The organism is Acinetobacter sp. (assembly GCF_036666595.1).
In the GTDB taxonomy this organism is placed as follows: Bacteria; Pseudomonadota; Gammaproteobacteria; order Pseudomonadales; family Moraxellaceae; genus Acinetobacter.
Map to the genome: position 1 here is coordinate 83,396 of NZ_JAVWVO010000005.1, position 25,193 is coordinate 108,588.

At 43.2% G+C, this 25,193-nt stretch carries 17 protein-coding genes; 8 read left to right on the forward strand and 9 right to left on the reverse strand.

Annotation, left to right across the window (positions count from 1 at the left end):
* Positions 1-40: 40 nt before the first annotated feature.
* The 7 genes from acnA to RR876_RS08555 all read right to left on the reverse strand — a co-directional run bounded on the left by acnA (position 41) and on the right by RR876_RS08555 (position 11,956).
* Entirely contained in the window at positions 41-2,794 is a 2,754-nt protein-coding gene (gene acnA, locus RR876_RS08525) for an aconitate hydratase AcnA (protein ID WP_332477245.1), read from the reverse strand.
* A 128-nt stretch (positions 2,795-2,922) separates the two neighbouring features.
* Entirely contained in the window at positions 2,923-3,738 is an 816-nt protein-coding gene (locus RR876_RS08530) for a TatD family hydrolase (RefSeq protein ID WP_332477293.1), read from the reverse strand.
* A 12-nt stretch (positions 3,739-3,750) separates the two neighbouring features.
* Entirely contained in the window at positions 3,751-4,701 is a 951-nt protein-coding gene (locus RR876_RS08535; protein WP_332477244.1) for an RsiV family protein, read from the reverse strand.
* Positions 4,702-4,748: 47 nt separating this feature from the next.
* Positions 4,749-5,567, reverse strand: coding sequence for a hypothetical protein (locus RR876_RS08540; protein ID WP_332481856.1), 819 nt, complete (start codon positions 5,565-5,567; stop codon positions 4,749-4,751).
* A 91-nt stretch (positions 5,568-5,658) separates the two neighbouring features.
* Positions 5,659-7,248: a peptide chain release factor 3 gene (locus RR876_RS08545; RefSeq protein ID WP_004692398.1), complete on the reverse strand. Its 1,590-nt coding sequence runs from the start codon at positions 7,246-7,248 to the stop codon at positions 5,659-5,661.
* 168 nt (positions 7,249-7,416) lie between these two features.
* On the reverse strand, positions 7,417-9,495 hold the full coding sequence (locus RR876_RS08550) for an EAL domain-containing protein (protein ID WP_332477242.1): 2,079 nt from the start codon (positions 9,493-9,495) through the stop codon (positions 7,417-7,419).
* 265 nt (positions 9,496-9,760) lie between these two features.
* Entirely contained in the window at positions 9,761-11,956 is a 2,196-nt protein-coding gene (locus RR876_RS08555) for a carboxy terminal-processing peptidase (RefSeq protein WP_332477241.1), read from the reverse strand.
* A 241-nt stretch (positions 11,957-12,197) separates the two neighbouring features.
* Here RR876_RS08555 and nagZ point away from each other — a divergent pair, with 241 nt between their 5' ends.
* Positions 12,198-13,214, forward strand: coding sequence for a beta-N-acetylhexosaminidase (gene nagZ, locus RR876_RS08560; protein ID WP_332481857.1), 1,017 nt, complete (start codon positions 12,198-12,200; stop codon positions 13,212-13,214).
* Positions 13,215-13,371: 157 nt separating this feature from the next.
* Positions 13,372-14,247 (forward strand): class I SAM-dependent methyltransferase, encoded by an 876-nt coding sequence (locus RR876_RS08565; protein ID WP_332477239.1) that lies wholly within the window; start codon positions 13,372-13,374, stop codon positions 14,245-14,247.
* 58 nt (positions 14,248-14,305) lie between these two features.
* On the opposite strand, the gene RR876_RS08570 is transcribed toward RR876_RS08565, so the two are convergent.
* Positions 14,306-15,637, reverse strand: coding sequence for an alpha/beta hydrolase (locus RR876_RS08570; RefSeq protein ID WP_332477238.1), 1,332 nt, complete (start codon positions 15,635-15,637; stop codon positions 14,306-14,308).
* Between the two features lie 306 nt (positions 15,638-15,943).
* Between RR876_RS08570 and RR876_RS08575 the strand changes: the two genes are divergently transcribed.
* The 5 genes from RR876_RS08575 to RR876_RS08595 all read left to right on the forward strand — a co-directional run bounded on the left by RR876_RS08575 (position 15,944) and on the right by RR876_RS08595 (position 23,033).
* Positions 15,944-17,209, forward strand: coding sequence for a glutamate-5-semialdehyde dehydrogenase (locus tag RR876_RS08575; RefSeq protein ID WP_259233646.1), 1,266 nt, complete (start codon positions 15,944-15,946; stop codon positions 17,207-17,209).
* Positions 17,210-17,816: 607 nt separating this feature from the next.
* Complete coding sequence (locus RR876_RS08580; RefSeq protein ID WP_183174958.1) at positions 17,817-19,034, forward strand: acetate kinase; 1,218 nt, start codon at positions 17,817-17,819, stop codon at positions 19,032-19,034.
* Between the two features lie 55 nt (positions 19,035-19,089).
* Complete coding sequence (pta, locus tag RR876_RS08585) at positions 19,090-21,231, forward strand: phosphate acetyltransferase (protein WP_332477237.1); 2,142 nt, start codon at positions 19,090-19,092, stop codon at positions 21,229-21,231.
* Between the two features lie 202 nt (positions 21,232-21,433).
* On the forward strand, positions 21,434-22,444 hold the full coding sequence (locus RR876_RS08590; RefSeq protein WP_332477236.1) for a hypothetical protein: 1,011 nt from the start codon (positions 21,434-21,436) through the stop codon (positions 22,442-22,444).
* Between the two features lie 178 nt (positions 22,445-22,622).
* Positions 22,623-23,033 (forward strand): NUDIX domain-containing protein, encoded by a 411-nt coding sequence (locus RR876_RS08595; RefSeq protein ID WP_332477235.1) that lies wholly within the window; start codon positions 22,623-22,625, stop codon positions 23,031-23,033.
* Between the two features lie 110 nt (positions 23,034-23,143).
* Here the strand turns inward: RR876_RS08595 and RR876_RS08600 are convergent, their stop codons facing one another.
* Positions 23,144-24,049, reverse strand: a complete 906-nt coding sequence (locus RR876_RS08600; RefSeq protein ID WP_332477234.1) for a DMT family transporter — start codon at positions 24,047-24,049, stop codon at positions 23,144-23,146.
* Between the two features lie 179 nt (positions 24,050-24,228).
* Here RR876_RS08600 and RR876_RS08605 point away from each other — a divergent pair, with 179 nt between their 5' ends.
* On the forward strand, positions 24,229-25,089 hold the full coding sequence (locus tag RR876_RS08605) for an AraC family transcriptional regulator (RefSeq protein WP_332477292.1): 861 nt from the start codon (positions 24,229-24,231) through the stop codon (positions 25,087-25,089).
* The last annotated feature ends 104 nt before the right edge of the window (positions 25,090-25,193 follow it).

The following is a 25,193-nucleotide window of genomic DNA, read 5'->3' on the forward strand; positions in this document are numbered from 1 at the left end:
AATAAAGCCCTGCTACTGACAGGGCTTTATTCCATTGAGATTAGGCTGCAATTAAATTACGCAGTACATAATGCAAAATGCCGCCAGCTTTAAAGTATTCCACCTCATTCAAGGTATCAATACGGCACAACACTGTAAATTGGTCTTGGCTACCATCTTCTCGAAACACTTGAATTCCCAAGGTTTGATGCGGCTGGAGATCATCCGATAGTCCATGAATCGAAAGCACTTCACGACCTGTCAAATTTAAGGATTGGCGTGTTTGTCCATCGATAAATTGCAATGGCAATACTCCCATACCCACTAGATTGGAACGGTGAATTCGTTCAAAACTCTCGGCAATCACCGCTTTAACTCCCAGTAAGTTCGTGCCTTTGGCAGCCCAGTCACGTGATGAGCCTGTGCCATACTCTTTCCCAGCAATAATGATTAATGGTGTATGCTGCTGCTGATAAAGCATAGAAGCATCATAAATTGGCAAGGTTTCTCCTGTTGGAATATAGATCGTGTTTCCACCTTCTTCACCGCCCAACATTTCATTCTTAATGCGGATATTGGCAAAAGTGCCTCGCATCATCACTTCATGGTTGCCACGTCGAGACCCATAAGAGTTAAAGTCTTTGGGTTCAACCCCTTGCTGTTGCAAATAGCGTCCTGCGGGGCTGTCTTTCTTGATATTACCCGCTGGGGAAATATGATCGGTGGTGACCGAGTCTCCAAGCACAGCCAAAATACGTGCCTGTTCAATGTTGGTAATCGGTTTTGGTGGCTGACCAATCTCTTCAAAAAATGGCGGATGGCGAATATAGGTTGAATTCTCTTGCCAAGCATAGGTCTGACTTTGAGGAATCTGAATTGCCTGCCATGCAGCATCACCATCAAATACTGCGGCATATTCTTTATGGAACATCGCGGTATTCACGCTCTGTAGCGCCTGATCAATTTCCGCCTGACTTGGCCAAATATCTTTCAAGTAAACCGCTTGCCCATCTTTGCCGAGGCCAATCGGTTGTGTGGTCAGATCGGTACGGATATTGCCTGTCAAACCATAAGCCACCACCAAAGGAGGCGAAGCCAACCAGTTGGTTTTCACGAGCGGATGCACACGCCCTTCAAAGTTACGGTTGCCTGAAAGCACTGAAGCGACATTAAGATCATGGCACTGAATGGCTTCTTCAATCGGTTCAGGCAGTGGTCCAGAGTTACCGATACACGTAGTACAGCCATAACCGACAAGGTTATAACCCAATTCATCCAAATACGGTGTTAAACCTGCCGCAGCCAAATAGTCGGTCACTACTTTAGAACCAGGTGCAAGCGAACTTTTCACCCACGGTTTACGCTGTAGGCCTTTTTCAATGGCTTTTTTGGCAAGAAGTCCCGCGGCTAACATCACGCTGGGATTGGAAGTATTGGTACATGAGGTAATGGCTGAAATGACCACATCACCATGGTTCAATGGGTAAGATTTTCCATCAATAGTACAAGATGGCTCCTCATGCGGTAGATTGGCTTTTTTAGCTTCAACAGCCGTGCCACCACCTTCATTTTCTAAACGCTCTTTGGCTTCTTTGGCTGGCTTGAGATTCAGTTCCATCAAGTCATGAAAAGTTTTAGGTACATCTGACAGCAAAACACGATCTTGCGGACGTTTAGGGCCTGCCAAACTGGCCTGCACTGTGCTCATGTCCAAGCTCAACGTATCGGTAAAAACGGGTTCGTCACCTGCATTTCGCCATAAGCCCTGCGCTTTACTATACGCTTCAACCAAATCAATCCGTTGTTGCTCACGACCTGTCAGCGCTAAATAGGCCAAGGTCACGTCATCAATCGGGAAAAAACCACAGGTCGCACCATATTCAGGCGCCATATTGGCAATAGTGGCGCGGTCAGCCAAAGGCAAGTCGGCCAAACCATCGCCATAAAATTCGACAAATTTACCAACCACGCCTTTTTGGCGTAGCATTTGTGTGATGGTTAAAACCAAATCTGTTGCAGTAATGCCTTCATTCAATTTCCCTGTGAGTTTGAAACCGATGACTTCAGGAATTAACATGGATACAGGCTGTCCAAGCATCGCCGCTTCAGCTTCAATCCCGCCAACACCCCAGCCCAGCACACCTAAGCCATTGATCATGGTGGTATGTGAATCTGTTCCCACCAAGGTATCAGGGAATGCAAAGGTTTGTCCCTCATCTTCCCCTAACCATACCGCTTGAGCCAGATACTCTAAATTGACTTGGTGGCAAATCCCTGTACCCGGCGGGACAACACTAAAGTTATTAAAGGCCGATTGTCCCCAGCGTAGGAATTGATAGCGCTCACCATTGCGTTGCATTTCAATTTCGACATTTTCAGCAAAGGCATCTTTATCCGCAAAATGATCGACCATCACGGAATGGTCAATCACCAAATCGACAGGGGACAAGGGATTAATCAAATTCGGATCGCCACCCGCTTGTGCCATTGCAGCACGCATGGCAGCCAAGTCAACCACGGCAGGAACCCCTGTGAAATCCTGCATCAGTACACGTGCAGGCCGATATTGAATTTCTTGATCAGAGCTTCTGTTTTTTTGCCAATCGACTAGGGCTTGAATATGCTCTACTTTTACACTTTTTTGATCTTCAAAACGGAGTAAATTTTCGAGTAAGACCTTTAAAGACTTGGGTAAGTGATCAATATTACCCAATGTTTGTGCGGCTTGTGGGAGGTTAAAAATTTGATAGGATTTTGCACCCACCGTGAGTATTTGTAATGCATTGAAACTATTGATTTTGCTATATCTGGCCATTCGGTTGCCCTCCCAGTATTGGCGAATTTATTTATTATGATGTTCTTTCTTTAATGTAAGCCTGTTTAGAAAAGAATGTGTTCCCTTTTGGTTATCTTATTTTTATCGAGATTACTGTATTATTCTTCTTAAATTTTTAAATTCAACGCAGCCAATGAGTTCTGCCAGAGTTGAGCTGTTAGCGACCGCTCAGACTGATCCAGTGTCTGTGCGAGGCTCTCCAAAACATAAGGTAAATTCACCGGCGTATTGCGGGTACGATGCTCAGTCGATGTTTGACAACACAACGGCGTCATATCAGGACAGTCCGTTTCAATCACCAAATGTTCGCTACCAATAGCTTGCACCACTTGATGCAATTTTTTGGCATTTGGATTGGTGATTTGCCCTGTCACCCCAATTTTAAAACCGAGTTTGACCAAGGCCTTGGCTTCTTCCACCCCACCACTAAAGGCATGAGCGATACCACCGAATTTAAATTTTTGGGCTTTTAAAATGACAATGCTTTCTGCATGTGCTTTGCGAATATGCAATAACACAGGTTTTTGATATTGCTTAGCAAGTTCCAGTTGTTCAGAAAAATAAGATTGCTGCTTGGCAAAAAGTGCAGGCTGTTTATGCTCTTTTAAAAAGGTGTCTAAACCAATTTCACCCACAGCTACGCAGTCCTGCTGCTGCAGGACCTGCTCTAAACGTTGTAAGTGTTCAGTCTGATGCAGTTCGATATAAAACGGATGTAAACCTGGGGCAAGATAAGAGCACGGAACATTCTTCCAGCTTTTTAATTGCTGATGTGTCTGAATCAACGCATCAAATCGTGATTCAAGAAAACCAATGAGGACCAGTGCCTCTACCCCAACACGTTTTGCTTGCTCAGCCAAATGTTGCCGATCAGTATCAAAATCGGCAACATCAAAGTGAGTATGGGTATCAAACAGAGGCAAGCTCATGCTTGATTAGCTCTTGGCTTCTGAAGCAGCCTGTGCACTCTGTTTGGCTTTTGGCAAATACTCAGGCTTTAAAATTTTCTGGAGTTGATCATAACCAAGAGTTAAGCGCGGTAAACCCACCACATAAGGGCCAATTTCATACTCGCCATATTGCAAAATCAGACCTTCAGTGCCCAAGTAATAATTGTTACTCAAGCTAAACTTCCACGCTTGCTCATATTCATCGACATTGGTCGCTAACTTAGAGTCGACGACCCAAGCACGAAAGGCTTCATGCGCTACTCTATTTAACGCCGCCTTCTGATTCGGCAACAATAGATCATCCAAACTCACCAGCTTTTGCTGCTTCAAGTCAAAATTATAATAATGCTGTGACGATGAACCATGTGCACCGCCTAAGTAGCTACTTGTGTTCAATACCACCGTGGCCAAAGGGTCTTTGGCATTTAGAATTTTCGGCTTAATCATCAAACTAATTTGATGGTTAGAACTTAAGGCTTTCAACTCTTGATCTAAACCCAGAAAAGCAGCCAAATAAGGTTGAACTTGTTTCTCTAGTTTCAGTTTAGGGGTGATGACTTGGCCCACTACCGCAGGTTCAGAACTTGCCGCCACCGCACTTGATGCCTCGGTATCAGAACTGCTATGCATCGGCGAAATATCAATAATCTGCGATAGATCTTTCACAATTTGTTGATCGATAAATTCATCAATAAACGCTTGATTACTTTGCAAACGATCAATGTTTAATTCTGGGCAAGCATTGCCATCACATTCAGGTAATTCGAATTGTAATTTTTCTGTGTCACCGACCAGCTTTAAGGCGGTTTCTACCTCTGAAGCCGCTGTGGTTTGCGTTGCAGGGGTTTGAGGCTCTTTATCTTTTGGTTGGCAGGCTGTCAAACTGATGGCAGCTGCAAGTACGCTGATTGTCAATATTGTTTTGCTTTTTAACATATATAACCTATTACCTTGTGAAGCCAGCTCTTGCTTTGGCCTATGCCCTAAAACAATTGGGTATAGACATCGGCTTTTAATACCTGTTGAGTTTGTGCCTTCGTCAAATAAATATCAAGCTGAGCTCCATCTTTTACAATCTCATGAGTCCGATAGTGTAAACCGATGCCCTCTTGGTCAAAGAACCAATCTGCTTGCCCCCAGTACAACTTTTCTGGTGCAGATTTTCTCACGTCAGGTTCTTGTTTCTTCAACCAGTCTTGATATGCTTTTTGCACCAGCACATTCATCGCCAGTTGCTGTTTCGGGTGAATTAAATCTAATAATGCCACCGCTTTTTGGTTTTTACGATCCGCAACAAAGAAATAATAACGTTCCTTAACATTTACATTCTCTTGATTGGTATCAACCCCAATTTGCATCAGCACAAACTGATTGCGCTGATACGGTATACGCGTATACATCGCCAAGCTATAAGCCTTATTGCCCTTGAATTCAGCTTGCCATGTATCCGATTTTTTCACATAGGCATTAATGGCTTGCTGTAAGTTCATGTCTTGTTTTAAGCCAATCTGATCTTGAATCACTCGAGCCTGACTTTTGGCAATCCATTGGTTTAACCACGGATCTGCCGTTGTTAAGCTTTGCAGATCTAATTCAATACAATTCTTGGTTTCACAAAATGGCTGTGCAATATCAGCCGCTTGTTGCTTAATATTTAAATACGGTAACACTTCAGCCTGCTCTGTTTTAAATACCGAGCTTTTGGCATCTGCGTCTGTTTCAGATTGTTTAGAGGAGTCACATGCCGTCAGCAAGACAGTCAAACTCACCAATATTGTATAAATAGCCTGTTTCTGCAACATGCGTCTTCCATGAAATTCATGATTAAAATTAAAGTATCTTGCATAATAAAACAGCTTCACGAAGAAGCTGTTTTATTTTTTGAAATCCCGATTAGTGTTCGCGGGTATTGCGGAACACGATGTCTGGATAACGCTCTTGCATCAGTTGTAAGTTCACACGACTCGGTGCCAAGTAGGTCAAGTGACCACCACCATCTACCGATAATTGGTCATGTGCTTTTTTCTTAAATTCATTGAATTTTTTGTCATCGTCACATGACACCCAACGCACAGTGTTAATGCTCACAGGCTCGTAGACGCAGTCGACTTTGTATTCTTCTTTCAAACGGTATGCCACCACTTCAAACTGAAGCACACCTACCGCACCGACAATCAAGTCATTGCTATTTTGCGGCATGAAGACCTGTGTTGCACCTTCTTCCGAAAGTTCTTTTAAGCCTTTTTGTAACTGCTTCGATTTCAATGGATCTTTCAAACGTACACGGCGGAACATTTCAGGGGCGAAGTGCGGAATACCCGTAAATTGCAATTTTTCACCTGAGGTGAAGGTATCACCAATTTGAATCGTACCGTGGTTATGTAAACCAATAATGTCGCCCGGCCATGCTTCTTCTAGATGCTGACGATCACCAGCTAAGAACGTCAAAGCATCACTAATACGCACATCTTTATCTAGACGCACATGCTTCATTTTCAAACCTTTCTCATATTTGCCTGAACAAATACGCATAAAGGCAATACGGTCACGGTGTTTCGGGTCCATATTGGCTTGAATTTTAAAGACAAAGCCAGTAAAACCCTCTTCAGTTGCTTCAACCAAACGATTTTCTGTTGGGTGCGCTTTAGGTTCAGGCGCATAGTTGCTAAATGCATCTAACACATGGTCTACACCAAAGTTACCTAATGCTGTACCAAACAATACAGGCGTTTGACGACCCGCAAGGAACTCTGTGCGGTCTAAAGGCTCATTGGCCATTTGCACCAACTCTAGAGACTCTTCAAATGCCGCCCAAGCCAACTCACCGACTTTTTCACGTAAGTCTGGATAGTCATAACCATCACGGACTTCAATTTCGGTAATGGTTGAACCAAAACCTGCTTTATACACATAAAACTTCTCTTCGATCAGGTTAAACACCCCAGCGAAGTCACGACCTGTACCAAGCGGCCAAGTGATCGGCACACATTTGATTTTGAGAACGTTTTCAATTTCATCCAACAGCTCTAAAGGCTCACGGATTTCACGGTCCATTTTGTTCACAAATGAAATGATCGGTGTGTCACGCATACGACACACTTCCATCAGTTTCACGGTACGATCTTCGACACCTTTTGCACCATCGATCACCATCAAAGCTGAATCGACCGCTGTTAAGGTACGATACGTATCTTCCGAGAAGTCTTCGTGTCCCGGCGTATCCAGTAGGTTAATCATCTTGTCTTTAAATGGAAACTGCATTACAGAGGTGGTGATCGAAATACCACGTTCTTTTTCCATTTCCATCCAGTCCGAAGTGGCAGCACGGTCAGATTTACGGCTTTTCACCATACCTGCAATCTGAATGGCCTGTCCCCACAACAGCAATTTTTCTGTCATGGTGGTCTTACCAGCATCGGGGTGGGAAATAATCGCAAAGGTGCGACGCTGCGCAACTTGCGCGGCTAATTCATTTTTAAACATAAATTAAATCTGCAATTGATCATAGCCCTCATGATCGATACGACCACAAAGTCCTATAAAAGAAATTCTAAATTGGGCTAATTGTATCCGAATACCGCTTGGGCTTCTATTGTCTTTTATCAAGTGAAGTGAGAAAGCAGCTCACGCCAAAGTGTTTCAATCAACGGCTTAATTGAAATAAGTTGACGATGTGTACTCAAACTCTTCTAAGCGCTTAACATCCATAGGCATGCCCAACAAATAACCTTGTAATTGCTGACAGCCTAAACGCGACAAGATTTCCATTTGCAAAGGACTTTCTACACCTTCTGCTGTCACGACCAAACCCAAGCGAATCGCCAGATGAACAATACTTTCTAAAATCATTTCATCTTTTGAACCAACGGTCAGCTCATGAATAAAACCGCGATCAATCTTCAACTCATCCACAGGAAGATTTTTTAAATATAAAAAGCTGGAATGTCCTGTCCCAAAGTCATCAATCGCCAAACGAATCCCCATTTCACGTAACCGCTGTAAGGTACGAATGCTACTTTCGATATGGTGCATGGCCGTACTTTCAGTGATTTCAATAATTAAATGATTTGGATTGACTTTATATTTATCAAAAAGGTGCTCAAGATTATTAAATAAGTGCTTATGCTCGAACTGCACCGCCGATAAATTCACGGCAATCGGATACAGTTCAATTTTCTCTCGTTCCCAAATTTGCAGTTGCTTGCACGCTTGCTCCAGAGCCCAATATCCCATTGGAATAATCAGTCCCGTTTTCTCCGCACCTTTAATAAACATATTGGGGGTCAGCAAACCTAAAGTTGGATGCTTCCAGCGAATCAGCGCCTCGACTCCACAAATCCGTTGATCTTGGATGGTAAATTTAGGCTGGTAATACAAAACAAACTGTTGTTCTTCTACAGCTTTATATAAATCATTGATTAGCTTAGTTTGGCTTTTCGCCTCTTGTTGGTCAAAACTGTAATTAAAAATAGAATAGGTATTTCGTCCCTGATATTTTGAGGTCAGCATCGCTGCATCGGCATTAATCAGTAAATCCTGCAAATTACTACCATGCTCAGGATACATCGCAATACCAATACTGGCAGATACATTGATTTCTTTACCCGCAATCAAAAAGCTATCTTGAATCAACTCCAGTACGTGCTCAGCCATTTGGCACGCTTGCTCAGGAGTCGCCTGCTCCAGCACCATTAGAAACTCGTCCCCACCAATTCTGAGAATTTTTTCATTTTTACTTAAGTGACGATGAATCCGAGTGGTCAGTTGAACCAATAATTGATCCCCAACATGATGTCCAAAGACGTCATTCACAGCTTTAAAGCGGTCCAAATCGATATATAAAAAGGCAATGCTTTGATTACGGAAGCGTTGATCTGTAAACAAAAAATGGGCGTATTCCGCCAAATACAATCGATTGGGCAGCTTGGTTAAATTGTCCTGTACTGCCTGATTTGCCAGCTCTTTATTGGCTAGAGAAAGTTGAATATTGCGCTCTTCTAAACGTTGTTCCAACACCGCAACAACAAAGGCTGCCACCAAAATCAAACAGGTAATAAAGATAACAACAAATAAAACGATGCTTTGACCTGCTTCAAGGGTCATGACCAGTTTATCACTATGGGTTGGATAGAACGAGACTGCAAGCATGCCCGTATAATGCATACTCACGATAGTCAAAGCCATCATTCCTGCAACATACCATTGGTACAAAAATTTTTTACTAACCGCACTTTTATATTTAAAAATCAGCCAAAAGGTTAAACCCGATCCACTAATCGCAATCAAGATAGAGAAAACAGTCAGTAAGGGATCATAGACACTCTGATAGCCCTCAATAATCAGCCCCATCATTCCGGTATAATGCATGCCCGAAATACCAAGCCCCATCAATACCGAACCCAAAACCAATCTTAAAAAAGGTAAGGTCTGACGCGTGGTCAGCCAAATTGAAAAAACAGATGCAATAAAGGCAATAAAAAAAGAAAGAATCGTCAGCGCAGGGTCAAAATAACTATGCGTCGGCAAATCACAAGCCAAAATACCCACAAAATGCATGGCCCAAATGGCACAGCCTAAGAAAAAACTACTGAGTAAAATTAACCCTGTTTGAAATTTTTTACGCCAAGTACGAAATAATAAGCGTTCGGTCGACACTGCAAAAAAACACGCCAACAATGCCACAACAATTGAACCTAATACCAAACTAAAATCGTAATGCACATGCATCATATAAAGTGTCCGTATTAATTGCTCTTTTTCTTCATTTATATATCCTTTTTATCAAAGGCGAAAAGCATTGCTACCCGATTAAGAATCTTATACAAATAGGTTCAGGTCAAGAAAAAAACATAGAAATCTTATTAGAATTTATAGATTTATTTTACCTTGAAGATCAGCTTAGTAACCAGCCAAACCTGCATTTGTGTTTTAAATCACAATTTAAATAAAAAGCCAGTCGAAACTGGCTTTTTAATACATCCGCACAAAGATTAAACTATTTTGCAGTGCCTTTTTTCAACTTGGCATAATCTAACAAGACATTTGCAGATTCAGTCACAAATGCTTCCTCTTCAGGCAATGCAGGACGCTGATTCGCTTTCATTTTAGCGCGTGCTTCAACTAAAGCTTCCATAGAAGCTTGATAGCTTTCCCAGTTTGCATAAGGCTTTTGTCCTGCAATCTGACGGCGCTTGTTTTCCGAATCTAAAGTCTGTTTTTCCAGTGCCAATAATTCAGCTTTACGCTGATCAATATCTAAAACCACACGTTTTTGATCTTCGGTCTTTTTCGAGATGTCTTTACGCTGTTCAAGATAATTAAACTGCGGATCGACTTTAACGCGTGCTTGCGACAACTCACCTAAACGTTTTACATACGGTGCAATACTGCCTTCACGTTTAAACGGTGCAGTTGGAATGGTGTCCCACTCAAGCGCATTTTTCGCTTTACGCTCACCAAACTCTTCATTGTAAATATCTACCAATTTCACGTCTGGAATCACGCCTTTGTTTTGCGTACTACCACCCGTTACACGGTAAAACTTACGTTGCGTTAATGTCGCTTGGCCATGTGCCAAGTTGTCAAGCTGAACTTGTGCCGTTCCTTTACCTGTCGTGGTGCTACCAATCACAATGCCACGTTCATAGTCTTGAATCGCAGCAGAATAAATTTCACTTGCAGACGCAGATGCTAAATTCACCATCACTGCCAGTGGACCTGCATAGGTTTGCGCACCATTGTCATCATCTTCGAAAACGCTCACATTGCCGTTACCATCTCGAATTTGCACCACAGGACCTGACTTAATCACCTGTCCAAGCATGCGAGCCACTTCTTCAAGCGACCCCCCTGGGTTATTACGTAAGTCGATAATAATCCCTGACACATTTTTGACCGCTAAAGTTTTGAGCGCATTGTTGGTATCTTCAGATACAGAACGATATTCTGTGCCCGCACGACGTGCACGATAGTTTAAATAAAATGACGGAATTTCAATCACACCAAAGGTGTATTGTTGCCCATCGCGCGTCACATTCACGGTACGTGAACGTACACCAGCATCTTCTTCTTGAATGACGTCACGAGTAATGGTCACATTACGCGCTTGGCTCATCGATGCACCTGAACCAAGTAAACGTATGGTGACTTTGGTACCACGTTTACCACGGATTAAACCCACAATTTCATTGCTCGGCCAACCGATGACATCCACCATTTTTTCGCCATCTTGTGCCACACCAATGATGCGGTCACCCGACTTCACCTGTCCAGACTTGCTCGCAGGACCACCTTCCACAATGGTTTCGATTTTGGTGTAGTCTTCATTGCCCCGTTCAGGTCGAATTGACACCCCAATCCCTTCAAGTTGCAAAGTCGTCTGACGGTTCAATTCCATTGCATCGACAGGCGGGAAATAGTTACTGTGTGGATCATATGTCAGCGTCATCGCATTGAGTGTTTTGTCTAACACATCATCGCTTTTCACCCGTGAAATACGTTCTAACTGGCGCGTATAACGCTTGGTTAAAGTCTGTACTGGGGTTAAATCTTCCGAGCTAGTGAGATCTTGTCCATTGGCCAATTCTGGATTGGCTTTAAGCGCTTTTTGCTTCGCTAATTCTTCTTCTTTACTGATGGTTAAATTGATCAGCTGCGAAACCAGCATTTTGTTCCAGTGCTGACGCTGCGCTGCTTCATTGGCAAAATAAGGTGCCTTTTCACGATCTGTTTCGATATAAACATTGGCTTGTTTTAAGTTCTGCGGCTTTTTCAGCTCATCCAGCATATACGTATAAAACTGGGTCAAACGATCACGATACTGTGCATGAATCGCATACGGTCCACTTAAGTCACCCGCTTTTAGAGCCGCACCTAAGTTTGAACCATATTTACGCTTATAACTGTCTACTTCAGAGGCAAGAAATAGCGAATGGTCTGGATCTAAACTGTCCAAATAGAAATCGAGAATACGCGCCGATGTTTTCGCATCTAAACGTTGATTGAGATAATGTTGACGGTCAACCAAGGTCGCCAGTTGACGAGACACCAAAGCCTGCTCCTGCGACGGAACAATAGCTTGTTTGGTTACAGCGGTTGATTCAGTCGCTGCAATGGCTTCATTAATGGCATGGGTGAAAAAGAATCCACCCGTTGCAATTGCAACCGCACAAGCAATGGTTTGAAGTTTCATAAATAATTCTTAGTTCCTTGGTTTTTGACCAAAATTACAATGTCATTTTTCGACATGAATTGAGAATATTCAAAATCTTAAACAACTTAATCTGTTTATGTCGTGTAGTTTTATCATAATCTGTGCTGACAAAATGTAGCAAATCATTGCAAAATTCGGGTATTGTTTTCGACGACCTGTTTCGCTCTCCTTTCAGAGCCAAAACAGTCACTGACCAAAAAATCAAATACGGACACCCAATATGATTGGCGCATTGATGCTCGACATCGCAGGCAGAGAACTTACTCAAGAAGATATTGCACTATTACAAGCACCGCAAGTCGGTGGCATGATTTTATTTGGACGAAATATTGAGTCTCCTGCACAAGTTCGCGCCCTAACTGACCATATGCGCCGAATTCGTCCTGATATTTTGATTGCTGTCGATCAGGAAGGTGGACGTGTTCAACGCTTAAAACAGGGCTTTAGCCTACTTCCAGCAATGGGTAAGTTTGGCGAGCTATTCTTAAGTGAACCTGAAAAAGCCTTAAGCTTAGCAGAACAATCTGGCTGGCTAATGGCGACAGAAGTTCTTGCCGTTGGCATCGACTTTAGCTTTGCCCCTGTGCTCGACCTCAATGACATCAGTGATGTGATTGGTGACCGTGGTTTTGCCAAAAATATTCAAGACATCGTACCGCTGGCCAGTGCGTTCCTAAAAGGGATGAAAGCCGCAGGTATGGCATCGACAGGCAAACATTTTCCCGGTCATGGTTCAGTTAAAGCAGACTCGCATGTCGCAGCAGCCATCGACTCACGCACGTATGATGAAATTTTTGCCAAAGATATGCAGACCTTTATCAAACTGATGCCACAGTTGGATGCACTCATGCCTGCGCATGTGATTTATAACCAAGTCGATCCAAACCCAGCAGGTTTTTCGCCGTATTGGATTCAAACCGTTCTACGTCAGCAACTGGGCTTTGATGGTGTCTTATTCTCAGATGATTTAAGCATGCAAGCCGCATGTGTTGCAGGCGGTGCAGATGCCCGCATTCAAGCCGCACTCCATGCAGGCTGTGACATGGGGTTGGTGTGTAATGACCGAACTGCCGCATGTGTGGCTTTGGAGGGGATCAGCCAACTGGCGCTGCCAAACCAAGATCGCTTAGAACGCATGCGTGGTCAGATTCCAAACATCAGCGTTCAATCGACGCTGCATTTAGGTGAAGATTGGGCCAAAGTACGCGACCAAGTGGAACTATTTAGATTAAGTTAAGCACTTCATCTTTGACTATTTCAACCACGATATTTCGGACAAAGGGACATCACAAGATGTCCTTTTTTCATTATGATAAACTCAAAATAAATCAACAGGCTTGCTCCGCATTGCCCAAACAACAACGCTAAAACAACAAATATCGGGTACGGATACCATGACAGACACTTTATCGGCTCATCGCCACATCTCTTTTACTGCACACTATACAGGCTATATTTGGTATAGCATGGGCATCTCACATCCGGTATTTGCCACCAGCAAAGGAAAATTGCTGGCCAAACTGGTACATCCACTCGAAAGTTGGGCCGAAAAACATGTCGGTGGCAGCATGCGCACCACCTTAAAACAGCGTCATCAAATGATTGATGACCACCTCAGCGCGCTGATCCAACAGCACCCAAACTTACAAGTTTTAGAAATTGCCAGTGGCCTGTCTCCACGTGGCTGGAGCTTTCGCCAACAGTATCCTGAGATTGACTATCGTGAACTCGACTTACCTGACATGGCGCAAATCAAAACTCAGGCCTTACAACAGATCGATCAGACCAGTCCAGCAGTTCTCTCCGCCGACTTATTTAGTGCAGATTTTGCCCGTGCTTTTGAGGTGTTTGACCCAAAGCGCCCCTTGGTGGTGGTGAGTGAAGGTTTGATCAACTACTTTAGCAAAGACATGCTCGCTCAACTGTTACAAGGCATTGTCCAATACGGACAGCAGTTTGATCAGTTGTATTATCTGACTGACCTCTACCCTGAACCTGTAAAAAATAAGCTGGCCAACTTTATCTGGAGCAGTAGCAAGCTTTTAAAATGGATGTCCCGTAGCGCCTTTGGCTTTCACTTTATCAGCCCGCCTGAAGCCACTCAGTTTTTCAAACAAGCGGGCTTTCATACTGTTACTGTTCACCAACCCACTTTAGCTTTCAATAGCACTCAGTCCGATACTTCAAACTTAGATCAGCAGGATCACTTAGGTGACTTGGTCTGGTTGATACATAGCCAATGGCAAAAGCCCAATCAACCCGAGCAATAAACTTAGTCCCCATAAAAAAACAGCGATGACACGCTGTTTTTTTATTTTTCAATCTCTATTAACTCACGGCTTCGAGCAACGTCTGTTCTTGTTTCTGACGCTCAACAAAGCGAAGCAGTCGCTCCGCGAGTTCAAAACTGCCATGTTTAAACAAGGCACGAATATGCGGTCCATCTTCCGCAAAAATTAAACATTCAATCTGAAACTCGCCTTCTTCATCGCTCAAGTGTAAAGCCAAATCACGCGGATATTTAGCCGCTATAGCAGCTAAGTCTGACTCAAAGCGTAAAAGCACCCCAAAGTAGTTCAAGTCCACCACTTCTGTCGCAATCACCAAATCCGAATGGCGATAGCTTAAAAAGGTTTCAGGTTGTTGAATCTGAACCCGCTCTTCACCGCGGCGCTCCATATCCAGCATTTGTGCTCGACTAAATGGGATAATCCCATCTAGATGTTGAATTGACTCATCCTTCAGAAACGTCGCAAACAAGTGCATGGTTTCTTTACGGCGTTGTAGTTGTGGCACATGGTCTGCATTGGCAATTTGCGCATATTCCATATCAGGACATTGCAAAGCAAAGTTGGCATTTTCATGTGGCAAGGTAAAACTGTCATATTGGCCACAGGCCACCAAGACTTTACACTGTGGAATCGGCACATCGGTGAGGCGAAGCAAACGATTACAGTTGATTTCATAACGCTCTTGTTCTGTTGCGGTAAACTCCGCCATCTGTCTAAAGAACAAACGCTTGGCTGTGGGTGACATTTTGGTTTTATCCATTTTGGCATGATTGACCAAATACAAAATCACAGCCTGACCAAACTCATCCATGCGTTGTTCACGCATTAAATGCAGCGACTCTTCCAGCAACATCCGCCAGCTTTTACGGGTCTTTTGCATCACACCCATTAAAATCATACGGTCGATGAGCTCTGGTCGTTGATCGGCCAGACAAGACGCCACCACTGAACCCAGTGACATGCCCATCACTGAAACTTTGTCTAATCCTTCAATATCTAACCAAACGCCGAGCATTTTTGCGAGATCACCCAGTTCTAACGTGCCCGCAGACAAGCCTGAATCGATATTACGAATTTGTTGATTGGCGCCCATTGAAGGCAGATCAATCAGGATAATCGGACCGGCATCGAGCAGTTGCTCAACGCAGTATTTGTAGGAATTAAAGTTTTGAAATGCCCCACCGATAATCACTATAGGCGTGCGATGGAATGACTCTGGTTGAGCAATCGCCATGTATTCGACTTTCCAGCCCTCAATCCATGTGGTTCGTGCAGGCTCTTTAAAGCTGTTACGATGGTAAACATCAAAAAAACCTAAGCGTAAATTCGCGTCATCCAGCTCGGCATCCATTTGAATCATAGAATTCATGTTACTTCCCTCTACTCTTGCCTGTACTTTTTGTTTTGCAAGAAATGCACGATCACGCCTGTCAACGACAACAGGGTGTTCAGTGTTGTAATAATTATGCAAGGACTTCATGTCCTAAAATTCATTCTATACAGAGCACTGTTTTACACGCAACAGATTGTGTAACCGCTCATCATGTTTTAGATAAAAAACAATTTCAAAATATGTATAAGTCCGCCTATACGCTGGATTTTTCATGTAGAGACTATGCGGTCGAGTGTTAGGCTGTTACTATCTTCTGTGAAATTTCTAAGTGATCAAACCGCTATGCAAGAGTCGATTGAACAATATATGCAAACGGTAGGACAGCAAGCACGTCAAGCTTCTCGTATTTTGGCGCGTGCCTCTACCGAAACTAAAAACAACGCGTTGTCAGCTATTTATACTGCTTTAGTCAACAGTGAGCCCACTATTTTAGCGGCGAACCAAGCAGATATGAACAAAGCACACAGCAACAACTTAGACAGTGCTTTACTTGATCGCTTAGAACTGTCTCCCGCACGCTTTAAAGGCATGTTGCAAGGCTTAAAAGATGTGATTGGCCTCAAAGATCCTGTTGGTGAAATCACCGACATGGCCTATCGTCCGTCAGGAATTCAGCTTGGTAAGATGCGCGTTCCTTTAGGTGTGGTTGGCATGATTTACGAATCTCGCCCAAATGTGACCTTAGAAGCTGCGTCTTTAGCACTAAAGTCTGGTAATGCCATTATTTTACGTGGTGGTTCTGAAGCACTCGAATCCAATAAAGCCATTGCTGAAGCCATCCAACGCGGCTTAAAACTGGCGGGTTTACCTGAACATGCGGTTCAAGTCATTAATACCGCAGACCGTGCAGCCGTGGGGCAACTGATTACACTCACTGAATTTGTCGATGTAATTGTTCCACGTGGAGGCAAAGGCCTGATTGAACGTATCAGTAATGAAGCCCGTGTCCCTGTGATTAAACACTTGGATGGGAACTGTCACGTTTATGTTGAAGCGCAAGCTGACCTACAAAAAGCCCTACCGATTGCGCTCAATGCAAAAACTCACCGTTATGGCGTATGTAATGCAATGGAAACTTTGCTGGTCGATGAAAAAGTCGCAGATGAGTTTTTACCGCGTGTCGCTGAGCTCTACACTGAAAAACAAGTAGAGTTGCGCGGCTGTGCTGAAACTCAGCGCATTCTAGGTACAGCAGTCAAAACGGCGACAGAAGAAGATTGGTACACCGAATACCTCGGTCCAATTTTAGCAGTGAAAGTGGTGTCTGGTATGGAAGAAGCGATTGAGCATATCAACAAATATGGCTCACACCATACCGATTCGATCATTACAGAAAACTACTCTCTAGCTCGTGAGTTCTTGGCTGCTGTTGATTCGAGTTCTGTCATGATCAATGCCTCGACCCGTTTTGCCGATGGTTTTGAATATGGCTTAGGTGCAGAAATTGGCATCTCAACTGATAAAATCCATGCCCGTGGCCCAGTCGGTTTAGAAGGCCTGACTTCACAAAAATGGATTGTGTTTGGCGATGGTCAAATTCGCCAATAGCGCGTCCAACTCATTTTAAAGCATGATGCTCAGCCCTCTTAAGAGGGCTGAGCATTTTTTATATCTGAACACCCTCTGCAAGCACTCAAAATAAAAGCATTATCATCATAAGATGCACGCGTATTTTACTGATCCCCTATCGGTTGTTGTTTTGACTTGATATCCCTTTTTTCACATAAAGGCGTTTGCCAACTCAATCATTACCATTTCAATGCGAATTCTCAAAATCTAGAGGAAATCATGCTTTTTTGATGGTCACGTTGATTGCGTATGTGATTATGTATGGACTTAAAATGACATATCAAAAATAAACAGGAACGCCACAATATATTCAGCTGCTTTCAGCAGATAGCGTGTTATTTTTATAGCGTTGAAGTTGATGAATAATTCAGCATCATTTCATGAATAAATGAAAATCATGAACCGATAAATTTTAATTATTATTCATCAGATGGTCGATAGTGCTTAAGTCTAATCACCTAAAGTCTATCTTGGACTAAAAATATACACATGATACAACATAAAAAATGATCAAGATTGCATAAGAACGTACTGCATGAAGATCAGTTCTAGGACGGATAATTCAATTAGAATCAGGTATTAAAACGTGTCTACATCAGTATTAGTAATTAACTGCGGATCTTCATCAATCAAATATGCGCTCGTTTCTGAACGTCGTGAAGATCGTATTTTCGGTTTAGCTGAGAACTTAGGTTCTGCTGACGCTCGTATCAAAGGCATTACAGCGGGTGGTCAACCCCTTGAATTGTCTATTCCACATGCCGATCATGAAAAAGCATTGGAAACCATCTTAGAACGCCTTTCACATTATAACCCTCAAGCCATTGGTCACCGCGTAGTACACGGCGGTACATTGACCAAAGCTGAGCTTTTAACAGAAGAAATTGTAGAACGCATTCGTGCAGCAACACCACTTGCACCATTACACAACCCTGCGCACTTGGTTGGGATTGACGCCACGATGCGTTTATTCCCAGAGCTACCACAAGTAGCTGTATTTGATACAGCATTCCACCAGACTATGCCTGCACATGCTTACCGCTACGCTGTGCCAAAATTTTTATACACTGAGCATAATGTCCGTCGCTATGGCTTCCACGGTACGAGCCATGCTTATGTGTCTGAACGCGGTTCAGAACTGGCAGGTAGCTTCAAACAAGGGGGCTGGTTAACTGCACACTTGGGTAATGGTAGCTCTACTTGTGCCATTTGGAATGGACAAAGTGTAGACACTTCAATGGGCTTAACTCCACTTGAAGGTGTCGTGATGGGTACACGCAGTGGTGATGTCGATCCAAGCTTACATAGTTTCCTTGCCAGCAATTTAGGCTGGGACATTTATAAAATTGATAAAATGCTGAATAGCCAATCGGGCTTACTCGGCCTGTCTGATCTTTCAAATGACATGCGTACTTTGATTGAAGCCTCTGAACAAGGCAATGAAGATGCAACTTTAGCCATTGAAGTGTTCTGCTACCGCCTCGCAAAATCATTGGCCGCGCTGAGCTGTGGTCTACCACGTCTTGATGGCTTGTTCTTCACGGGTGGTATTGGCGAGAACTCGGCATATATTCGTGAAAAAACAGTCGCTTTCCTACCGCACTTTGGTTTTAACTTGAGTAAAGAAGCCAATGACAGTTTAAAACGTGGTACCGAAGGTCGTATTGATACAGGTACAGGCCCGCAAATTTGGGTTGTACCGACCGATGAAGAAGGCCGTATTGCCAAAGAAACTGCATCCGTGGCCGATGAGGTGATTCAAACTGCTGCAAAAAAGTCTGAAGACAATGTAGCGATCGCTTAAGCGGTCGTTACATTCCCTCAAGTCTGTTTTAAATTCTTGTATGACGAATAAATATATGAAAACGATTTTACTTGTGCCCACTGGGGAAGGCGTCGGCTTAACATCCGCTTGTCTGGGTTTGGTTTATGCGCTGGAATGCCAAGGTGTTAAGGCTGGATTTTTAAAACCTTTTTCTCAAGAACTGACCACAGGTGCAGACCGCACAACAGCGCTCTATCACCATGTTTCAAAAAACGAAACCGTAGAACCGATTAGCTATCACACCATCTTGCAACAACTCAGCGCAGGTGAAAATGATGAGTTACTTGAAGATGCGGTTCGTTTGCACCGTGCTATTGCGCGTAAGCATGACCTGATCATTGTTGAAGGCTTAGTCCCGAATAGCCGAGATTCTTTTGCCTCTGAACTAAATGCACAACTTGCGCAAGCACTCGATGCCAAAGTTATTATTGTCAGTAATGCAGACATTAATAAACCAAGCGCGACGGCTGAAAAAGTCGATAGCCAGCTACGCTATTTTGGCGGTGCCAGTTCTGAGCGAACTGCGGGTGTGTTATTGATGCGCACCAAAGGCTTGCCCGATGACTCAGCACACATTCCAGTGACGTTTGACCCAAGTCTGCGTTTAATCAGCGATACCAATAAATTTATAATTGAGCTCCAAAAGACCCATGCAAAGCTCGGATCAGACAAACTCCCTGTAATCGGCTTGGTTCCGTTTAGCAACACGCTCAGCGTACCGCGTATATCAGACTTGGCTTCGCACATTCAAGCGGAATGGATCAATCAAGGCGATGCGACCCAACGTCGTGTATTGCATAGCAGTTTGATTGCATCGAACATTGAGCATGAACTACATAAATTTGTCGCAGGCGAGCTGATCATTAGTGCATCAGATCGTATCGATGTGCTTTTGGCATCCAGCTTAGCCAGCAGTAACGGTATTCCATTGGCAGGTTTGGTACTGACTGAACACCATACGCCAAACGAGCAAGTGCTTGCGTTCTGCCAAACAGCGATTAAACAAGGCTTACCAATTTTACATACAGCGCTCAGCACGTTCGACACGGCGCAGAGCTTAGCCAATCTCAGCAATGAAATTCCTGTCGATGATACGGAACGCGCTGAACAAGTCACTCGTTTTGTGTCGAGCCATATCAATGAAGAATGGCTAAAGGTAATGTTGAATGGCTCGTACCAACCTCGTCTCTCACCTTCGGCTTTCCGCCATGAATTGGTCCAAAAGTCGATTGCTGCGAAGAAACGTATTGTCCTCCCTGAAGGCGATGAGCCACGTACAGTTCAAGCGGCTGCCATTTGCCAATCTCGTGGCATTGCTCACTGTATCTTATTGGCGAAACCTGAAGCTGTTGTAGAAGTGGCAAAAGCACGTGGTATTGAGCTTCCACATGACTTAGAAATTATCGATCCAGATTTGATTCGTGAAAATTATGTCGAAAAAATGGTGGACCTGCGTAAAGGCAAACTGAACGAGCTGCAAGCGCGTGAACAGCTACAAGACACAGTCGTTCTAGGCACCATGATGTTGGCACTCGATCAAGTCGACGGTTTGGTCTCAGGCGCAATACATACTACAGCCAATACTGTACGCCCAGCATTCCAACTGATTAAAACAGCACCTGAGTACTCACTAGTCTCTTCCGTGTTCTTTATGCTGTTACCCGATGAAGTCTATGTTTATGGCGACTGTGCGATTAACCCAGACCCAAATGCCGAAGAGCTCGCTGAAATTGCGATTCAATCGGCTGATTCGGCAAAGGCCTTCGGTTTAGACCCACGTATTGCCATGATTTCATACTCAACGGGTACCTCTGGTGCCGGAGCTGAGGTTGAAAAAGTCGCTGAGGCAACACGTATAGCAAAAGAACGTCGTCCTGATCTGTTGATTGATGGGCCGCTTCAGTACGATGCAGCATCGGTTGAAAGCGTCGGACGCTCGAAAGCACCTGATTCTAAAGTTGCAGGTCGTGCCAATGTGTTTATTTTCCCAGACCTAAACACAGGCAACACCACTTATAAAGCCGTACAACGCTCTGCCAATGTGGTAAGCGTTGGCCCCATGTTGCAAGGTTTGAACAAACCTGTAAATGACTTGTCTCGTGGCGCTTTGGTCGACGACATCGTGTTTACGATTGCACTCACCGCAATTCAAGCGGAACAGCAAGCAACACCTTAAAGCAACTTGAGCTGATAAAACCATCCAGCGGAACAGTTGGGTGGTTTTTTATTTTATAGCGCTCAATGATATAACCGAAGCTTAACTGCTGTATATTTACGAATATCACCCAAACACAGAAAAAACAGTAAGACTTTACTTTTCAGACACTTAAGAAATATACTCAAGCGATATAATTAAATTCTAAATCATTGGTCTCATAATGAATAAAAAATGGCTTCCAATTTTAATAATGGCAACATTTTCCCTGACAGCATGCAATGAATCTAAACAACCCCAAACACCGTCAGACTCAACACCAACACATAAAAACTTAAGTACAGCCAATCCAACTGACATTAAAACTGATCTTGATACCTTAGATGAGGTTTCAAATCAAAACTCTCAAGCCATTTTGAACGCACAAAAGGCTATTAGAACAGCCATTCAAAATAAAGAAGTCGATGCCCTACCTGCTCTGCTAAAGCAGCTGAAAACCCACTCACTTAAGTTTAATGCTGCATTGGATGCAACAAAGTTCAAAAGCAGTGAGGTTGCTGCGCTCAGTGAAAAATTTAAGCAAGTCCATCTTCTAGGAATTGAGCTTGCACAAGAAGATACTAAAAATCCACCACAGATGGATCGCATCACCGGATTAGAAGCGAAAATCAGCGTTATACAACAAAGTTCTGTCAGTGAAATGAGAGCCTTGCAACACATGGTGTACCCTCAGCTAAATACTGGGGCATTAGACAACACACGACAACAAGCAAAATCAACAGCTGAGCTTAATGTTACAGCTCATACTCCTCCCCATACCACCTTACATCTGAGTCAAGATAATGCTGCAGACATTAAATATGATCTCATCGTTCTTGGAGCTGCATCTCAAACCGCCAAACAAAAGGCTCAAGATTCTTTTATGGGCATGCAGCATGCGCTAGACAGCGGTAATAGGAATGCGCTGATGACGGCTGTTAAACAAACCACTACACGAATTCATGACCTGAATCAAAAATATAATGCTGTAACACTCAAAAGTGCTGAAGTCACAGCAGCTCGTGAAAGGTTAAAAGAAGAAAATAATCTCCAAATTGAAATGGGTAACATTATCTTGTCAGCTTCGCCAGATCGACAAAAGTTTGCTGAGCTGAATGAGAAATGGAAAAATGCTCAGAAAATGGTTGAAATGGAGATGGAAGCGCTTCGGATTAAAGCCAATACAGCATCATGATGAGCTCATGTAGATTTAGTTCAAGCTATTGTCAGTAGAAAAATTCCCTGACAGCTCTAGATACGACTATGTCCAGTATAGCCAATGATCACAGCGGTAACGCTGTATACGTTTATTTCGCCGAAGCTCTATTCTTTTAAATTGCTATAATGACCTACCTAATTGATAAAATTGAAAAATGATATTAATAGAAAAAGTAGTCCCTGTTATATTTCGGGATATAAATCAAAGAACAGAAATATTAGTTTTTAAACATCCTATTGCAGGCATTCAAATCGTAAAAGGTACAGTTGAGACTAATGAAGAACTAGAAGAGGCAGCTTTGCGAGAGCTTTATGAAGAATCGGGGATTTCTTCTGCACACATTCACTCATATGTGGGTTTACATCATCCATCTGAGCAAGGTCCTAACTGGCATGTATTTATATGCCATACCACAGAAACTTTAAAAGAGCGCTGGACACATTTTTGCAATGATGATGGCGGGCTAGAGTTTAATTTCTTTTGGCACCCTCTTTTTGAGTCACCAACCGCAGATTGGCATCCACTATTCCAAGAATTACTAGCGTTTATAAAATCAAAATATTGAGCCGTAGCTTAGGGAAATTTTGATTCACTAGAGCTAACAGCTTATAGATTTAAAAGCCCAGATCTCGTGTCTGGGCTTTATAAACTGTAGTGCCTTTGGATCTCCATCACTCAGCTTCGCTTCAACATTTGACTCAGTCTCAACTTAGGCGCTTGAATAAAGAAAATTGCATTACCACATAAAATCAAAATCACCCCAATGACCGCATTGATATGCCATTGATAGCCTTCCCAGATAGTCGAAATCACCAAAGCCACCAACGGAAATAATAAGGTACTATAAGCAGCCTTGCCTGCCCCAATCCGTCCAACCAAATAGAAGTAGGCGGTAAAGCCAATCACTGAACCAAAAATAGCCAAATACAATAAAGCACTCACCGCACTGAATTCCATAGCGGGGAAAAACTCGTCTTGTTTAAATCCAGCAATCAATGCCATCAGAATTGAACCGTACAACATGCCATAAGCATTGGTAGTAAAAATATCCAGACCTTGTTTTTGATGGCGCGCACTGATCATATTGCCCAATGAAAAACCATAGGTTCCTAATACACAGAGACCAATCCCCATCAGCGTATGATTGTTTAAGGTACTCCCTACCACATCATGCCAAAATAAGGCGATGATCCCCAATCCACCCAACAAAGCCGCAGGATAAAAACGTGTAGAAACCTGTTGTCCAAAGAACAGTTTGGCATTGAGGGTATTAAAAATTACCGCCATCGAAAAAATAACGGCCTCCAAACCACTGCTGATATATTGAACTGCATAATAAAAACAAACAAAGTTAAAACCAAAAATACAACACGCTTGCAACATACAAAACAGATGATCTTTTACAGCCAGCTTTTGCAGTTTTCGGCACAACACAACAAAAGTAAACAACACCAGAGCCGAAATAAAGAAGCGCCAAAATACTGCCACATTGGTCGATATACCACTTTGTTGTTGCAAACTAATCGCAATCCACGTCGTTCCCCAAATCACGACCACCAAAGCATATAACAGCGCATTCATACTCTTTCAACCAAACTCAAACTACTCACGCTATTGTGCTTGATTTAGGTCTCCCATTGCTTGCACCTTCTTGTGATCACTATCATGAACTTGTGGTTTTTTACTGATTTTCGGATATAGATGACAAAATGAAGTCAAAGTCCTACACTCATTCTTCCATTCGGCACTGCGTATAGATGATGAAATATCAGATTCTAGATCAATTACAACAACATAAAGCTCAACTCCTCGACTCGGTCGAATTGGGTTCAGGCATGCAGTTGGCCATGTGGCAAAACAACCAAGACCGCGTCAGTGTTTGTAGTAACCACCATACTCTTAGTCTGTATATTCAAGGGGGATATCACAGTTATCAAAAGACAGCGCAAGGTTGGTATAATGGCGGTGGGCCAGATCATATGTGCTTGATGCCACAGGACTTTGAGTCAACATGGGATCTGCGCGACCCACTGACTTTTGTGCATCTGTACTACACCGAGCAACATTTACAACGTGTCGCCGAACAGGTGTGGGATCGTGAGCCGAGCCAAATTATTTTAAATCCGCAAAGTTTCGTGGCCGACCCACAGATTGCCATGATCTATCGACACTTTTTACTCAATGAGGCTTGGCAGAACAGGGAAAATCACTTGCAGATGAGTACTGCCACGACACTTCTGCTCAACCATTTGATTAAAAATTATAGCCATACCGAGTGGCAAGTCCCCGAAGTCAAAGGCGGGCTTTCTCCATATAGCCTGAAACAGTTATTAGAATGGATTGATCAGCATATCCAGCAAAGTTTGACCTTGTCAGATTTGGCCGAGCAAACTCAGCTCAGTGAGTACCATTTTGCCCATATGTTTAAGCAATCCATGCACATGCCACCGCACCAATATGTGATGCAACGTCGACTTGAACTGGCATACCAAGCGCTACAGCAAACGACTGCCAATATGACGGACATTTCGGAGCAGTATGGATTTAGCTCCAGCAGCCATTTTAGTCATCGCTTTAAAAAGCACTTTGGCTACTCTCCATCCCAAATGCGGAAAAATTAGAATCCGTCGAGAGAATAAAGCGAAGATTTGAAGATTTGAAGATTTGAAGATTTGAAGATTTGAAGATTTGAAGATTTGAAGATTTGAAGATTTGAAGATTTGAA

Excerpts from the sequence above, each read along its gene's own strand:
- acnA (WP_332477245.1), bottom strand. The coding sequence starts at position 2,794 with ATGGCCAGATATAGCAAAATCAATAGTTTCAATGCATTACAAATACTC.
- RR876_RS08535 (WP_332477244.1), bottom strand. The coding sequence starts at position 4,701 with ATGTTAAAAAGCAAAACAATATTGACAATCAGCGTACTTGCAGCTGCC.
- RR876_RS08540 (WP_332481856.1), bottom strand. The coding sequence starts at position 5,567 with ATGTTGCAGAAACAGGCTATTTATACAATATTGGTGAGTTTGACTGTC.
- RR876_RS08545 (WP_004692398.1), bottom strand. The coding sequence starts at position 7,248 with ATGTTTAAAAATGAATTAGCCGCGCAAGTTGCGCAGCGTCGCACCTTT.
- RR876_RS08550 (WP_332477242.1), bottom strand. The coding sequence starts at position 9,495 with ATGATGCATGTGCATTACGATTTTAGTTTGGTATTAGGTTCAATTGTT.
- RR876_RS08555 (WP_332477241.1), bottom strand. The coding sequence starts at position 11,956 with ATGAAACTTCAAACCATTGCTTGTGCGGTTGCAATTGCAACGGGTGGA.
- nagZ (WP_332481857.1), top strand. The coding sequence starts at position 12,198 with ATGATTGGCGCATTGATGCTCGACATCGCAGGCAGAGAACTTACTCAA.
- RR876_RS08565 (WP_332477239.1), top strand. The coding sequence starts at position 13,372 with ATGACAGACACTTTATCGGCTCATCGCCACATCTCTTTTACTGCACAC.
- RR876_RS08570 (WP_332477238.1), bottom strand. The coding sequence starts at position 15,637 with ATGAATTCTATGATTCAAATGGATGCCGAGCTGGATGACGCGAATTTA.
- RR876_RS08575 (WP_259233646.1), top strand. The coding sequence starts at position 15,944 with ATGCAAGAGTCGATTGAACAATATATGCAAACGGTAGGACAGCAAGCA.
- pta (WP_332477237.1), top strand. The coding sequence starts at position 19,090 with ATGAAAACGATTTTACTTGTGCCCACTGGGGAAGGCGTCGGCTTAACA.
- RR876_RS08590 (WP_332477236.1), top strand. The coding sequence starts at position 21,434 with ATGAATAAAAAATGGCTTCCAATTTTAATAATGGCAACATTTTCCCTG.
- RR876_RS08595 (WP_332477235.1), top strand. The coding sequence starts at position 22,623 with ATGATATTAATAGAAAAAGTAGTCCCTGTTATATTTCGGGATATAAAT.
- RR876_RS08600 (WP_332477234.1), bottom strand. The coding sequence starts at position 24,049 with ATGAATGCGCTGTTATATGCTTTGGTGGTCGTGATTTGGGGAACGACG.
- RR876_RS08605 (WP_332477292.1), top strand. The coding sequence starts at position 24,229 with ATGAAATATCAGATTCTAGATCAATTACAACAACATAAAGCTCAACTC.